11 protein-coding genes and 2 tRNA genes are annotated in these 14,474 nt (G+C 55.7%); 3 read left to right on the top strand and 10 right to left on the bottom strand.

Going from position 1 to position 14,474, the window contains the following annotated elements; translation table 11 throughout:
- Positions 1-41: 41 nt before the first annotated feature.
- From odhB to sdhC, 6 genes are all read right to left on the bottom strand, one after another.
- Positions 42-1,637, bottom strand: coding sequence for a 2-oxoglutarate dehydrogenase complex dihydrolipoyllysine-residue succinyltransferase (odhB, locus tag B7L15_RS01915; RefSeq protein WP_085917371.1), 1,596 nt, complete (start codon positions 1,635-1,637; stop codon positions 42-44).
- Between the two features lie 38 nt (positions 1,638-1,675).
- Positions 1,676-4,507 carry a 2-oxoglutarate dehydrogenase E1 component gene (locus tag B7L15_RS01910; protein ID WP_085917370.1) on the bottom strand — a complete coding sequence of 944 codons (2,832 nt, stop codon included), beginning with the start codon at positions 4,505-4,507 and terminating at the stop codon, positions 1,676-1,678.
- Between the two features lie 324 nt (positions 4,508-4,831).
- Entirely contained in the window at positions 4,832-5,542 is a 711-nt protein-coding gene (locus tag B7L15_RS01905; protein ID WP_066317198.1) for a succinate dehydrogenase iron-sulfur subunit, read from the bottom strand.
- 24 nt (positions 5,543-5,566) lie between these two features.
- Positions 5,567-7,339, bottom strand: coding sequence for a succinate dehydrogenase flavoprotein subunit (sdhA, locus tag B7L15_RS01900; RefSeq protein WP_085917369.1), 1,773 nt, complete (start codon positions 7,337-7,339; stop codon positions 5,567-5,569).
- A 3-nt stretch (positions 7,340-7,342) separates the two neighbouring features.
- Positions 7,343-7,690, bottom strand: a complete 348-nt coding sequence (sdhD, locus tag B7L15_RS01895) for a succinate dehydrogenase, hydrophobic membrane anchor protein (protein WP_085917368.1) — start codon at positions 7,688-7,690, stop codon at positions 7,343-7,345.
- Positions 7,684-8,061, bottom strand: a complete 378-nt coding sequence (gene sdhC, locus B7L15_RS01890) for a succinate dehydrogenase, cytochrome b556 subunit (protein WP_085917367.1) — start codon at positions 8,059-8,061, stop codon at positions 7,684-7,686. Before sdhC ends, sdhD begins: the two co-directional genes overlap by 7 nt.
- 487 nt (positions 8,062-8,548) lie before the next feature.
- On the opposite strand from sdhC, the gene gltA reads away from it, so the two are divergent.
- On the top strand, positions 8,549-9,835 hold the full coding sequence (gene gltA, locus B7L15_RS01885) for a citrate synthase (RefSeq protein ID WP_085917366.1): 1,287 nt from the start codon (positions 8,549-8,551) through the stop codon (positions 9,833-9,835).
- Positions 9,836-9,938: 103 nt separating this feature from the next.
- On the top strand, positions 9,939-10,820 hold the full coding sequence (locus tag B7L15_RS01880; protein ID WP_085917365.1) for an NAD(P)-dependent oxidoreductase: 882 nt from the start codon (positions 9,939-9,941) through the stop codon (positions 10,818-10,820).
- A gap of 385 nt (positions 10,821-11,205) precedes the next feature.
- Here B7L15_RS01880 and B7L15_RS01875 read toward each other — a convergent pair.
- The 3 genes from B7L15_RS01875 to gltX all read right to left on the bottom strand — a co-directional run bounded on the left by B7L15_RS01875 (position 11,206) and on the right by gltX (position 12,966).
- Positions 11,206-11,281 (bottom strand) — tRNA-Glu (locus tag B7L15_RS01875).
- Between the two features lie 36 nt (positions 11,282-11,317).
- Positions 11,318-11,393, bottom strand: a tRNA-Ala gene (locus B7L15_RS01870).
- Between the two features lie 94 nt (positions 11,394-11,487).
- Positions 11,488-12,966, bottom strand: coding sequence for a glutamate--tRNA ligase (gene gltX / locus B7L15_RS01865; protein WP_085917364.1), 1,479 nt, complete (start codon positions 12,964-12,966; stop codon positions 11,488-11,490).
- Positions 12,967-13,243: 277 nt separating this feature from the next.
- On the opposite strand from gltX, the gene B7L15_RS01860 reads away from it, so the two are divergent.
- Positions 13,244-13,768: a helix-turn-helix domain-containing protein gene (locus B7L15_RS01860; RefSeq protein WP_085917363.1), complete on the top strand. Its 525-nt coding sequence runs from the start codon at positions 13,244-13,246 to the stop codon at positions 13,766-13,768.
- 8 nt (positions 13,769-13,776) lie between these two features.
- Here the strand turns inward: B7L15_RS01860 and B7L15_RS01855 are convergent, their stop codons facing one another.
- The gene (locus B7L15_RS01855) at positions 13,777-14,397 is read right to left on the bottom strand and encodes a hypothetical protein (protein ID WP_085917362.1); all 621 of its coding nucleotides are present in this window, start codon (positions 14,395-14,397) and stop codon (positions 13,777-13,779) included.
- Positions 14,398-14,474: the final 77 nt, after the last annotated feature.

Genomic DNA, 14,474 nt, shown 5'->3' with positions numbered 1-14,474 from the left:
GGTGCAATTGAACGTGAGTATGTGACAGGTCGTTATGACCCTTACACGTCCAGCAACAGGCGTGCGGGATCTTCCAGCAGCTCTTTCATGGTCACCAGGAATTGCACGGCATCTTTGCCGTCAATCATGCGGTGATCATAGGAAACCGCCAGGTACATCATCGGGCGAATCTCGACCTTGCCATTGACCGCCATGGGGCGTTCCTGAATCTTGTGCATCCCCAGGATGGCGGTTTGCGGCGGATTGATAATCGGGGTCGACATCAGCGAGCCGAAGATACCGCCGTTGGTGATCGTAAAGGTACCGCCCTGCATTTCATCGATGCCGAGCTTACCGTCACGGGCACGCTTACCGAAGTCGACGATTGTCTTCTCGACATCAGCGATTTTCATGCTGTCGGTATCGCGCAACACCGGAACGACCAGGCCGCGAGGAGTCGAAACGGCAACGCCGATATCCTGGTAGCCGTGATAGACGATGTCGGTACCATCGATGGAGGCGTTGACGTCCGGGAAGCGCTTGAGCGCTTCGGAAGCCGCCTTGACGAAGAAGCCCATGAAGCCAAGCTTGGTATCGTGTGCTTTGAGGAAGGTGTCCTTGTACTGAGCACGTAATTCCATCACGGCTGTCATGTCCACTTCGTTGTAAGTGGTCAGCATGGCAGCCGTTTGCTGAGCCTCAACCAGGCGCTTGGCGATGGTTTGACGCAGACGGCTCATCGGCACGCGTTTTTCTGGGCGCTCACCTTCTACCGCGGGGGCAGTGGCGGCTGCCGCAGCACCTTTAGGCGCTGCAGCGCCGCCGGACGTTTTCTTGGCCGAGCCTGATTTAACGGCTTTCTGCACATCCTCTTTCAGAATGCGTCCGCCCTTCCCGGTGCCTTCGATCTTGGCAACGTCCAGGTCGTGCTCCGCGACCATCTTGCGTGCGGCAGGTGCGAGGATCTTGTCGCCGACTTTTTCATCGGCGCCATCGTCACCGCTGCTTTCGGCCTTGGCTGGCTTGGCATCATCGCCGCCGCTGCCTTCGCCACCGGCCCCTTCGGTGAAGGTTGCCAGTACCGCTTCTGATTCAACCTGGCTGCCTTCTTCGGCCTTGATCTCGGACAGGGCACCATCGGCCGGGGCAACAACTTCAAGCACAACCTTGTCGGTTTCGATATCCGCCAGCACTTCATCGCGCTTGACCGCTTCGCCGACTTTCTTGTGCCAGGTCGCAACCGTACCTTCCTGGACCGACTCCGGGAAGCTAGGCGCTTTCACCTCATGCTGCTTGCCACCACCGCTATTGCCGTCGGCTTTCTTGGCTTCTTGCTCGTCGTCAGATTTTTCTGCCGACTTTTCAGCGCTTTCATCGCCAGACGATTTCGCTTCTTTCTGGCCACTGTCGCCAGAGGCTTCGCCTTCACCGATTTTGCCCAGCACCTGCTCGGACTCGACGGTATCGCCTTCGTCAGCCATCACGTCGGTCAGGGTACCCGCTTCCGGTGCGACGACTTCAAGCACCACTTTGTCGGTTTCAATCTCAACAATCAGCTCGTCACGCTCAACGCTGTCACCCGGCTTCTTATGCCAAGCGGCAACAGTGCCTTCGGCAACAGATTCCGGAAAGGTTGGCGCTTTGATCTCGGTAGCCATGTCGTTTCCCTTATGTGTTCTCTAAATCCGGTGGGCGCTTAAAGATTAAACGCGTCTTCCACCAGCTGGCGCTGCTGTTCAGTATGGACGGACATATAACCCGCTGCCGGAGCAGCAGAGGCCGGGCGTCCTGCGAATTTCAGATCACGTCCCAGGCCATCTTTCAGCATGTCGGCCACGGAACGCATATGGTGCTGACTGGAATACCAGGCACCCTGGTTCAACGGCTCTTCCTGGCACCAGACAATATCTTCCAACTGGGTATATGCCTGAAGGGCTTCAAGAAGCTCTTCTTTAGGGAAGGGGTAGAGCTGCTCAAGGCGCAGGATCGCCGTATCGTGACGCTCGTTCTCTGCACGCCAATTCACAAGATCATAGTAAACCTTGCCCGCACACAGGATCACACGCTTCACCTTCTCAGCCGTCAGCTCGGCCTGGTCGGCCAGTACCATATGGAACTTGCCATGGGCCAGGTCTTCGAGGCTGGAAACCGCCTGCTTGTGACGCAGAAGTGATTTTGGTGACATCACCACCAGCGGCTTGCGCAACGGGCGAATCACCTGACGACGCAGCAAGTGATAAATCTGCGCGGGGGTGGTCGGCACACACACCTGCATATTGTGCTCGGCACACATCTGCAGGAAACGCTCCAGACGTGCGGAGGAGTGCTCGGGCCCCTGACCTTCATAACCATGGGGCAGGAGCATGGTTAAACCGCATAAGCGGCCCCACTTGGTCTCACCCGAGGAAATGAACTGATCTACCACGACTTGCGCGCCGTTGAAGAAGTCACCGAACTGGGCTTCCCAAATCACCAGATCATTGGGGGCCGTGGTCGAATAACCGTACTCAAAGGCCAACACGGCTTCTTCCGACAGGATGGAGTCGTGGATGGTAAAGCGCGGCTGACCGTCTGACAGATTCTGCAACGGCACAAAGGTGGTGCCATCTTTCTGGTTGTGCACGACCGCATGACGGTGGGAGAAAGTGCCGCGACCGACATCCTGGCCGGTAATACGCACCGGGTGACCCTGGTCGATCAAGGTGGCATAGGCCAACGTTTCGCCAAACCCCCAGTTAATCCCCATGCCGCCGGCCTGCATCTTGCGGCGATCTTCGTAAATCTTGGCGACCTGACGCTGCACATCAACCCCATCCGGGATCTCGCACATTTTCGCCGCCAGTTGCTGCAGCCGCTTCATATCGAAGGTGGTATCGGCATTGCCGGTCCACTCATGGCCAAGGTAAGGCGTCCAGTCGACGAACAACGACTTGTTAGGCTCCTGAACCAGCGCATTGGCCACGTGGTTACCGGCCACCAGGTCATCGCGGTAGGTCTCGATCATCGCCTTGGCATCTTCTTCAGACAATACGCCCTGCTCGACCAGACGTTTGGCATACAAGGTGCGCGAAGAAGGATGATCCTTGATCTTCGAGTACATCATCGGCTGGGTACCCGACGGCTCGTCGGCTTCGTTGTGGCCGCGCCGACGGTAGCAGACAAGATCGATGACCACGTCTTTCTTGAACTCCTGCCGGTAGTCCAAAGCGACCTGGGTAGCGTGGAGTACCGCGTCCGCATCGTCGCCGTTAACGTGAAAAATCGGCGCCTGAACCATCTTGGCGATATCAGTACAGTATTCCGTGGAGCGCGAATCCAGCGGGTGCGACGTGGTAAAGCCCACCTGGTTGTTGATCACGATGTGAACCGTGCCGCCGGTCTTGTAGGCACGGGTCTGGGACATCTGGAACGTCTCCATGACCACGCCCTGACCCGCAAAGGCCGCATCACCATGGACATTGATGGGCAGTACTTTGCTGCCCTCTTCATCATTACGACGATCCTGGCGGGCACGTACCGAGCCTTCGACAACGGGCGCGACGATTTCCAGATGCGAGGGGTTGAACGACATGGCCAGATGGACTTCGCCGCCTGGTGACATGACGTTCGAGCTAAAGCCCTGGTGATATTTCACGTCGCCTGAACCGCGCTCGATGACTTTTTTGCCGTCGAACTCGTCGATCAAGTCAGCCGGGTTTTTACCCAGAATGTTGACCAGCAGGTTGAGGCGACCGCGGTGAGCCATCCCAATGACGACTTCTTTAGTGCCGTAACCGCCTGCCCGCTGGATAAGTTCGTCCATCATCGGTACAAAGGCTTCGCCGCCTTCCAGACCGAAGCGCTTGGTACCCGGATACTTGGACGCCAGGTAGTTTTCCAGGCCTTCGGCCGCCGTCAGGCGCTCCAGCACGTGCTTGCGCACGTCATCACTGAATTTGGGCGCACTGCGAACCGATTCGAAACGCCGCTGCAGCCAGCGTTTTTCTTCGGTATCGACAATGTGCATGATCTCGCAGCCAATCGAGCGACAGTAGGTACGATCAAGGGCATCGACAATGTCGCGCAACGGCGCCTTGTCGATACCTAGAAAGAAAGAACCAGTCTGAAACTCGGTGTCCAGATCAGCTTTTGAAAGCTGGTGGAAAGAGAGGTCGAGATCGGGAACGGGGGTGGGATTGCGCAGCCCAAGCGGGTCGATATTGGCCTTTTGATGACCTCGAAAGCGATAAGCGTTGATCAGCTGCAGGACTTTCACCTGCTTCTTGTTTTCGCCACTTTCAGCGGCAGCTACCCGGGCAGGACGATTTTCACGCCCCAACTGATAGAACTGATCACGAATAGGGCTTAGCGGGACATCGTGGGTGGCACTGCCCTCCGGGCGAGGCAACTGGTCAAAATAGTTGCGCCACTCGTCAGGGACAGATTCAGAATCGGCGAGGTACTGCTCGTAAAGCGCTTCCACGTAGTGAGCGTTGCCACCACTAACGTGAGAGGAACGCCACATCAACTCCATTATGCCTTGTTGCATTTCTCGGTCACCCTGCACTGATGGGGTGGTATCGGTATCGTCGCGTCACCGCGGCGACATCGGTATTGCCCTGCCGGCGGGGCGGGACATTTGCCGGCGGTACCGACCAGCGGCCGGAAACCCTTTTCAACTCAATTTCTTATCAGTTCATGCTCAAAAGCCGGTACTCACGGCACCGGCTTTTAAACTTGACTGGTCATATGGTGCGGCGCGTCGCCGCACCATATGACAGGCACTATGATAACAAGCGAAGCGCCACGATTTAAGTGCCATTTGTGCGCAACTTAAGTGGCATCCGCTTTTTATGCATAAAAGCCCCTTATTTTACGTGGCATCTGCCAGCAACATCTCACGAATCTTGCCAATCGCCCGTGTGGGGTTCAGCCCTTTCGGGCACACCGCCACACAGTTCATGATGCCGCGGCAGCGGAACACGGAAAACGGATCTTCCAGATCGGTCAAGCGCTCGCTGGTCGCCGTATCGCGCGAATCCGCAAGGAAGCGATACGACTGCAGCAGGCCTGCCGGGCCGACAAATTTATCCGGGTTCCACCAGAAAGATGGGCACGAGGTTGAACAGCAAGCGCACAGAATGCACTCATAAAGGCCGTCCAGCTTGTCACGCTCTTCCGGGGACTGCAGGCGCTCAATCGCCGGTGCGGGGGTATCGTTCTGCAGGTACGGCTGAATACGCTCGTACTGCTTATAGAACAGCCCCATATCAACGACCATATCGCGGATGACCGGCAAGCCAGGCAGTGGACGCAAGGTCAGCTTGTTGCCTTTCACGACCTCGGACAACGGCGTAATGCAGGCCAGACCATTCTTGCCGTTCATGTTCATGCCGTCTGAGCCGCACACCCCTTCGCGGCAGCTACGGCGAAATGCCAGACCGCTGTCCTGTTCTTTCATCATGTGAAGAACATCCAGCACCATTACATCGCGACCCTTGGTATCGACCTGAAACTCCTGCATATAGGGTGCGGAGTCGGTTTCCGGATTATAGCGGTATATGGATACCTGAAGATTGGACATAGTGACTCCCTCTCGTTGCAGAGATTAGTAGGTACGAACCTTGGGTTCGAACGTATCAACGGTTTTCGGCTTGAAGTTGACGTCGCGCTTCTTGAGTTCTTTGGACATCGGGAAGTAGAGCGAGTGCTTCAGCCAGTTGACATCATCACGGTCAGGGTAGTCGTAGCGCGAGTGCGCACCACGGCTTTCTTTACGCTCAAGGGCCGCGATCGCCGTCGCTTCGGCCACTTCCATCAGGTTATCGAGTTCCAGGGCTTCAACACGCGCAGTGTTAAACGCATTGGATTTGTCAGGCAGATGGGCGTTCGCAATCCGACTGCGTAGCTCCTCGAGTTTCTTGACACCTTCCTGCATGTTTTTCTCTTCGCGGAAAACACCGAAAGAGGTCTGCATGATGTCTTGAAGCTCCGCCTTCAGCGCGGGGATGCTCTCGCCACCTTCTGATTCGTTCCAGCGGGTAATACGCTTCATGGCCGAGGCAATATCAGACTCAGAGGCATCCAGGTAATCAATACCTTCGTTCAGCGCACCCTCGATGAACATGCCTGCAGCACGGCCGAAGACCACCAGGTCGAGCAGTGAGTTGCCGCCCAGACGGTTGGCCCCGTGGACCGATACACACGCCGCTTCGCCGCAGGCGTATAAGCCGTTAACGATGTGGTCTTTGCCGCTTTCGTCTTGAGTGATCGCCTGGCCATGAATGTTGGTCGGGATACCGCCCATCATGTAGTGGCAGGTCGGCACGACCGGGATCGGATCTTTCGCCGGATCGACGTGGGCAAACGTTTTGGACAGCTCAACGATACCCGGCAGGCGCTTACCAAGGACCTCTTCACCCAGGTGATCAAGCTTCAGGAAGACGTGATCGCCGTTCTCGCCACAGCCACGACCTTCGAGGATTTCCATGACCATGGAACGCGCGACGACGTCGCGGCCCGCCAGGTCTTTGGCGTTTGGCGCGTAACGCTCCATGAAGCGCTCGCCGTCCTTGTTGATCAGGTAACCACCTTCACCACGACAGCCTTCGGTAACCAGCGTGCCCGCACCGTAAATACCGGTCGGGTGGAATTGCCACATTTCCATGTCCTGCATCGGGAAGCCGGCGCGCAGCGCCATACCGATACCGTCGCCGGTGTTGATCAGGGCGTTGGTGGTCGAAGCGTAGATACGCCCTGCACCGCCGGTGGCCAGTACGGTGGCTTTCGACTTCACGTGGACCACTTCGCCGGTTTCGATGCACATGGCAATACAACCGACGACGTCGCCCTCGGAATTTTTCACCAGATCCACCGCGTACCATTCGTTCAAGAACGTTGTGTTGTTCTTGAGGTTGTTCTGGTACAGCGTATGCAACAGCGCATGGCCGGTACGGTCGGCCGCGGCGCAGGTACGTGCCGCCTGGCCACCTTCGCCGAAATTTTTCGACTGACCACCGAACGGGCGCTGATAGATGCGGCCATTATCGAAGCGCGAGAACGGCAGGCCCATGTGCTCAAGCTCAAAGACCGCTTTCGGACCCTCAGAACACATGTACTCCGACGCATCCTGGTCAGCGATATAGTCGCCGCCCTTGACGGTGTCATACATGTGCCAACGCCAGTCGTCATCGGGGTCGGAAGATGCGATAGCACAGGTAATTCCACCCTGGGCAGAAACAGTGTGGGAACGCGTCGGGAATACTTTCGACAATACGGCTGTCTTCTTACCGGATTTCGCAAGCTCTAGAGCAGCGCGCAGGCCAGAGCCACCGCCACCGATGATAATGGCGTCAAAGGTCAGGCTACGTAGGTTAGACATGTATCAAGCTCCCCACAGAATTTGAATGCCCCACACCAGGTACACAAAGATGGCCAGAATGATGAGAGACTGGGCACCTACGCGAACGAAGGTGGATTTAAGATAGTCGGTCGTCACGGTCCACAGACCTATCCAGGCGTGCGCGGCTACTGAGATAAAGGCCAGCAGGGAAAAAATCCGCATCCAGGTCTGATCGAACAGCGCCGTCCAGGCGTAGTAATCCAGGTCAGGGTTGAACAGCAGATAGGCCACCATGAAAACGGTGTAAATGGCCAGCACCACCGCTGAAAAACGCTGCATCAGCCAGTCGGACAGGCCGCTACGGCCAAAGCTTGTGATGTTGGTTACCATACCCAGACTCCTGCCAGAATAATCAGAATCGCGCTTACCACCACCGTGATTTGCGCTTTTTTCACACCGCCCTCGAGCGTTACGCCTATGTTTACATCCATCAGCAGGTGTTTAATGCCCGCGACGAAATGAAACGCCAGCGCCGATAACAGGCCCCAAGCCACGAACTTGGCGAAAAAGTTATTGGCCAGGGCACTACTAACGGCATCAAAGCCTGCCGGTGAAGACAGCGATTTACCGAGTGCCCAGAAAGCGAAAATGAGGCCAACAAAGAGGATGACACCGGTGATGCGGTGTGCAATCGACGTCAATGCCGGGAGTGGAAAGTGTATCGTCGTCAGGTCTAAATTTACGGGTCGTTTGCTATTCACGGCTTATACACACTCTTATTGGCCCGCTCTGCGACAGGTCGGGCATAGCCCGAGCGGGCAGTGATTACTGGAAGGGGCTCGGCCGTTGCCAAGTCTGGCACGACCACCAACCTACCGGTCGTGCGCCAGAGATTATAAGAAGCTTAGCCCCCGCTGACAAACCGAACTAAGGCTTTACTCGACCATTGTGCAAGAAAAAACTCCGTATTGTGAGTCGATTTTGCATCGCAGCATCGCTATAGTGTCGGTAAGCAAGCTCGTTAGTAAGCAGGTTAACGTATTATCCCTGAGATAACATTTTCCGCTCAAAGCGACACGTCAACCATGGACAATTATTAACCAAGACAACACACACTGTACAAGCATACCTAGCGATAGGGCTAATTGACAAAATGACGCACGCTTCTATAGTGGGCAGGCCTTTTCGCCGGCGCGGTATGCGCAGCACCGACTTTACGTCCCAACCCGAACTCGAAAGGAGGCCAGCATGGCTGACAGGAAAGCAACATTAACGGTAGACGGTCTAGATAAAACGATCGAACTACCGATGTACTCCGGCTCACTTGGCCCAGACGTTATCGACGTTCGCGCCCTGGGTGCCGAGGGCCTGTTTACCTACGACCCAGGCTTCATGGCCACCTCTTCCTGCCAGTCTGCCATTACCTACATCGATGGTGGCAAGGGCGTGTTGCTACACCGCGGCTATCCCATTGACCAACTGGCGAAAGAGTCCAATTTCGTTGAAATGTGCTACACCCTGCTGTTCGGTGACCTACCTGACGACAAGCAGTATGCAGATTTCGAGTCGCGCATCCGTAATCACACCATGGTCCACGACCAGATCAACAACTTCTTTAAAGGGTTTCGTCGCGACGCGCACCCGATGTCGATCCTGTGTGGTGTTGTCGGCGGTCTAGCGGCTTTCTACCACGACCACATGGACATCACCAAAGAAGAAGACCGCGAGATTAGCGCTATTCGCTTGATCGCCAAGATGCCGACGATCGCCGCGATGTCGTACAAGTACAACATCGGTCAGCCGTTCAACTATCCACGCAATGAGCTGAGCTATGCAGAGAACTTCCTCTACATGATGTTCAGCAACCCCTGCGAAGAGTACAAAATCAACCCGGTGTACGCTAAAGCCATGGACCGCATCTTTATGCTGCATGCGGATCACGAGCAAAACGCGTCTACCTCCACTGTTCGCCTGGCAGGCTCAACCGGCGCCAACCCCTTCGCTTGCATCAGTGCCGGCATTGCGGCTCTATGGGGACCAGCGCACGGCGGCGCCAACGAAGCGGTACTGGCGATGCTCGACGAAATCGGCGACGAGTCCGAAGAAAATATCCAGCGCTTTGTTGATAAAGCCAAGGATAAAGACGACCCGTTCAAGCTGATGGGCTTTGGTCACCGCGTTTATCGCAACTTCGACCCGCGTGCGAAGGTCATGAAAGAGACCTGCGACGAAGTACTGGCCGAGCTGGGCATGGCAGATGACCCGCAGCTCAAGATCGCCAAGCGCCTGGAGCAGATCGCCCTTGAAGATGACTACTTCATCGAGCGCAAGCTGTACCCGAACGTCGATTTCTATTCAGGCATCATCCTGAAGGCCATGGGTGTGCCGAGAAACATGTTCACGGTGATCTTTGCGGTATCACGCACCATCGGCTGGATCTCGCACTGGAACGAGATGCTCAGCGAAAGCTACAAGATCGGTCGTCCTCGCCAGCTTTACGTTGGCCACGAGCAACGCGACTACCCTAAAAAGTAAGCCGCGTTACGCAGAGTGAAATGAGCATACAAAGGCCGCCCCAGGGTGGCCTTTTGTATTTCTGCCATCATTAATTCACAACACATCAACAATCAGGTGATTTATGGCTACGATCAAGACAGTCGCATTTATCGGTCTAGGCGTTATGGGCTATCCCATGGCGGGGCACCTTGCCAAACAAGGGCTCACCACACGTGTTTACAACCGCACCAGCAGCAAAGCTGACGCCTGGGTAAGCGAATACGGAGGCAGCGCCCACGCCACGCCTCGCGAAGCCGCCGAAGGCGCAGATCTCGTCCTGGTCTGCGTCGGCAACGATGACGATGTGAGACAGGTGACAACCGGGGAAAACGGCGTGCTCCAAGGCATGGCGGACGGCAGCTTTCTGGTTGATCACACCACCGCATCGGCGGACCTGGCCCTGGAGCTTGATACCGCCTGCCGCCAACAGGGTATCGCCTTTCTCGACGCCCCCGTATCAGGCGGCCAGCAGGGTGCAGAAAAGGGGGCGCTGACCATCATGTGCGGCGGCCAACAAGCCCACTTCGATATCGTAGAGCCCGTTCTTGATCACTACGCCCGCGCCGTGACACTGGTAGGCGATGCCAGCAGCGGGCAGTTGACCAAAATGGTCAACCAGATCTGCATCGCGGGGCTGGTCCAGGGCCTGGCCGAGGGCTTGCATTTTGCAGAGCAGGCCGGCCTTGATCAGCAACAGGTCATCGATGTGGTATCCAAAGGTGCCGCGGGCTCATGGCAAATGGAGAATCGCCACAAAACGATGATTGCCGACGAATACGAACATGGCTTCGCAGTGGACTGGATGCGCAAGGACCTTGCTATCTGTTTATCCCAAGCGCGCCACTTTGACGCCACCTTGCCAGTGACTGCCCTGGTGGATCAATTTTATGCCGATGTGCAACGACTCGGCGGCGGCCGCTGGGATACCTCATCGCTGCTAAAACGGCTGCGCAAAGTGCAATAGATGCTTGACTTTTCACCCCTCCGCTAACCTCGCCAGGGTTTTCCACACTATCTGTGGATAACCCTGTTCACAACCACTAGAAAACGTCCCACAATCGCCATGATTAGCGGGGACGTCTTAAATTGGTCATTTTTTAACCTTGCGCAAGTTACTGTTTTTAAACAAATAATAATAAAACAATGATTTAGCGCACTCGCATCGCGGGGTTGTGCACAACCTGTTTCACAAAAACGCAAAAGTGGACAAGTCAAGTACAAAATACCCTGAATCAGCGTATTTTCAGCACATAATGAGGGTTATAAAACAGCGAGGCATAGACATGGGTAAGCACATCAAATGGGCTTTATAGCGCTACCAGTAAGGAAGGGATAATGCAGAAACATGGTGGCGTCCCATAGGGGGTTCGAACCCCTGTTACCGCCGTGAAAGGGCGGTGTCCTGGACCACTAGACGAATGGGACGTATCAAGCGCACTTCGCGTATGACGAAGTCAATATTGGTGGAGCCTAGCGGGATCGAACCGCTGACCTCAACACTGCCAGTGTTGCGCTCTCCCAGCTGAGCTAAGGCCCCACGTGTCGCGAAGACGGGCGTATATTACTGATTACGCTCGCCTTCGTCAACCAAGAAAATACCAAAATGTTTGGGCTATTATAATGGGCGGTTCTTATAGATCGCGAAACTCTTTCTCAAGACGCTTGGCCTGCTTCTTGGAAACGCCGCCAAGCACCTCAATCGCATGGCGGAGCCTTGCCCGCGTCACGTCTGAACCTAGAATCGCCATCGCATCCATCACCGATGTACTTGTACTACTACCGGTAATGGCGATGAACACAGGTGCCAGGAAAGCCTTCATTTTCAGATCAAAGTGCCCGGCCAATGTCTTAACTTCTTCAAGCAGGGCCTCTTTATGCCACGCTGGCACCACTTCAAAACGCCAGACCAGGAATTGCAGCAGCTTGACCAAATCGTCTTTTTCCAGCTTGACGCTGTCGAAGTCCTGCTCTTTCAGATCGGGCAAGCCGGAGAAGAAGTGCCCTGCCAATGGCGTCGCCTGGGCAAGGGTTTCGATACGCGGGCGAATCTGCGGCAGGATCTGCTTTACGTAGTCTTCATTAAAGGCCCACTCACGCAGTGCCATCAGTAACCCGTCGTCATCAAGGTCTTCGCGGATGTAAACCCCGTTCAGCCAGGTCAGCTTTTCCAGATCGAACACCGGCCCGCCCAAGGAGACACGCTGAACATCGAAGGCTTCCATCATTTCCACAAGGCTGAACTTTTCACGCTCGTCGGGCATCGACCAACCCATTCGACCCAGGTAGTTGGTCACAGCCTGGGGTAGAAACCCCATGCGGCGGTAGTAATTAATCGAGGTCGGATTCTTGCGCTTTGAAAGCTTCGACTTATCCGGGTTACGCAACAGCGGCATGTGGCAAAGCTGCGGCATCTCCCAACCGAAGTACTCGTAAAGCAGCTGGTGTTTGGGGGCAGAATTGATCCACTCCTCACCCCGCAGCACATGGGTAATGCCCATCAAATGGTCGTCCACCACATTGGCCAGATGGTAAGTGGGCATGCCATCCGATTTGAGCAGAATCTGCGCGTCTACCTGTGCCCAGTCCACTTCAATGTTGCCACGCAGCATGTCACCCACCACGCACACGCCGTCGTTTGGCACCTGCATACGCACCACAAAGGGCCAGCCTTCTGCCGCCCGACGCGCCGCTTCAGCTTCATCCAAAGCCAGATCGGCAGGCTTTAATGCTAACTGCATGCCGGCAGCCTTACGTCCCTCGCGCAGCTCATCCAGTTCTTCGCTGGTGCGATAGCACTTGAACGCGTGCCCGTCATCCAGCAGTTGCTGGGCATATTGCGCGTAAATATCGCCACGCTCGCTTTGCCGATACGGACCATGCGGCCCTCCCACATCCGGACCTTCATCCCACTCAAGACCCAACCAGCGCAGCGAATCCAGAATCATCTGTTCCGATTCTGGTGTGGAGCGCACCCGGTCGGTGTCTTCGATGCGCAGGATAAACTGGCCGCCGTGCTGACGTGCGAAACATAGGTTAAACAGCGCAATATACGCCGTACCAACATGGGGATCTCCCGTCGGCGATGGCGCAATTCGGGTACGTACGGTCATTGGAGCGTCCTTTTGGCAATAAAGCGTGGCGATATTATACGCACCCAGTGCTTAACCAACACCATCGCGTAGGGAACGACTCCCGTCAGAAAGCGTCACATGTGGGTTAAATAAACGTTGTCTGGAAAAAAATGCGCGTTATTGCACAATCGCTTAGTATGTCGTGGTGCGGACCACCTGAATTCAGGCCCTGTTTTCAGCAGAGAATCTATTTTAACGCCATCGGTTTGATGGACATTTTTAAACGAGCGACGCTGCTCATCGACGGGAAAACGAAATGGAATCGCTAGGCTCACGTATCAAGCAACTGCGGCTTAGGGCCAAGCTCAACAAAGCTGCCCTTGCACGTAAAGTTGGCGTATCGGATGTCACCATTTCTTATTGGGAGTCCGGAGCCATCAAGCAAATCGGCCATGAGCGTCTGGTGGCACTCGCCGAATCTCTGGATTGCTCGCTCGCCACATTGCTTGAGGGTGACAGCGCTCCACTCTTGTTGACGTTAAGTCACGAAGGACCGCTACCGTGGGAGCAGGTGCAGTCAACGGCCATGACCGTGCCCGATCACTTACCGCTCAAGGCCAACTGGAAAGCCCCATGCATCATGGTGACACCAGAGCCGGGTAGCGACTTTACACCTGCCAAACCGGGCGATTTACTCCTGCTGGGCCCAACCCATGTCTTCCACAAGACCGGCCTATACCTGGTGGAGCAGGACGGCAAGCTTCACTTTAAACAGTTAAGCAAAGCGACCAGCGACGCCTCTATTCAAGCTGTACTGTTAGCGCATTGGCGCTCCGCCTGACGAGTATTTCAAGGCGTCTGGAGTAACTCTGCGTCACCCCGTGACTGTCTGGGCTGGTTGCCGACCATAAAGCGTGTGGTGTAAGTGGCAATCTGGCCTAGGCCATGGCGGGATTGAGTAATCAATTCACCCGTCAGGTACTCGCCTTTTTCACCGATGCGTTGCTGCACAGATTCGGGTTGAACGGTGGCTTCGGACAGCTCCACGCTGACGCTATAGCCACCGTCCGGCAGACCACTACCAGGGCCGAACGGCCCAGCGACAAACTGCCCTTGCTCAACATCGACCCGCTCGCGCCAGCGCACGCGGCTCAGTTCGCGCTCGACAATCACTTGCAACTGAGCGCCATCGGGCAGGTTGGTTTCACCTTCTACCTGCAAGCGACGATCTGAGCCGATCGACGCCGAGACGAGGATTCGAACGTCCAACGGCTCAACTTCCTCAGTCTTCTCGCTCTGCGCCTGGGCTTCACGACTCGCGGCTTCTTCTTGGGCAATCGTTTCTGCCGTCTCGCGCGCCTGTTCGTCCGCAGCCTGCTCATCCCCGCCACCACAGCCAACAAGCAGTGTCATGGTGGATAACATGATGCCAACCAACGTTAGCCTGAAACCTGTTTTCATCTGATGCATATCCGCTCCTCGACCACCATAACCGCCAGCTTATCACTCCCCTGCCACATACACAGAGAAATAAGCCACTGATTGAG

Source organism: Halomonas sp. CSM-2, from assembly GCF_002119345.1.
Taxonomy (GTDB): Bacteria; Pseudomonadota; Gammaproteobacteria; order Pseudomonadales; family Halomonadaceae; genus Vreelandella; species Vreelandella janggokensis.
Note: the sequence above shows the minus strand (reverse complement) of the source record. Positions and strands in the feature narration are given on the sequence as shown.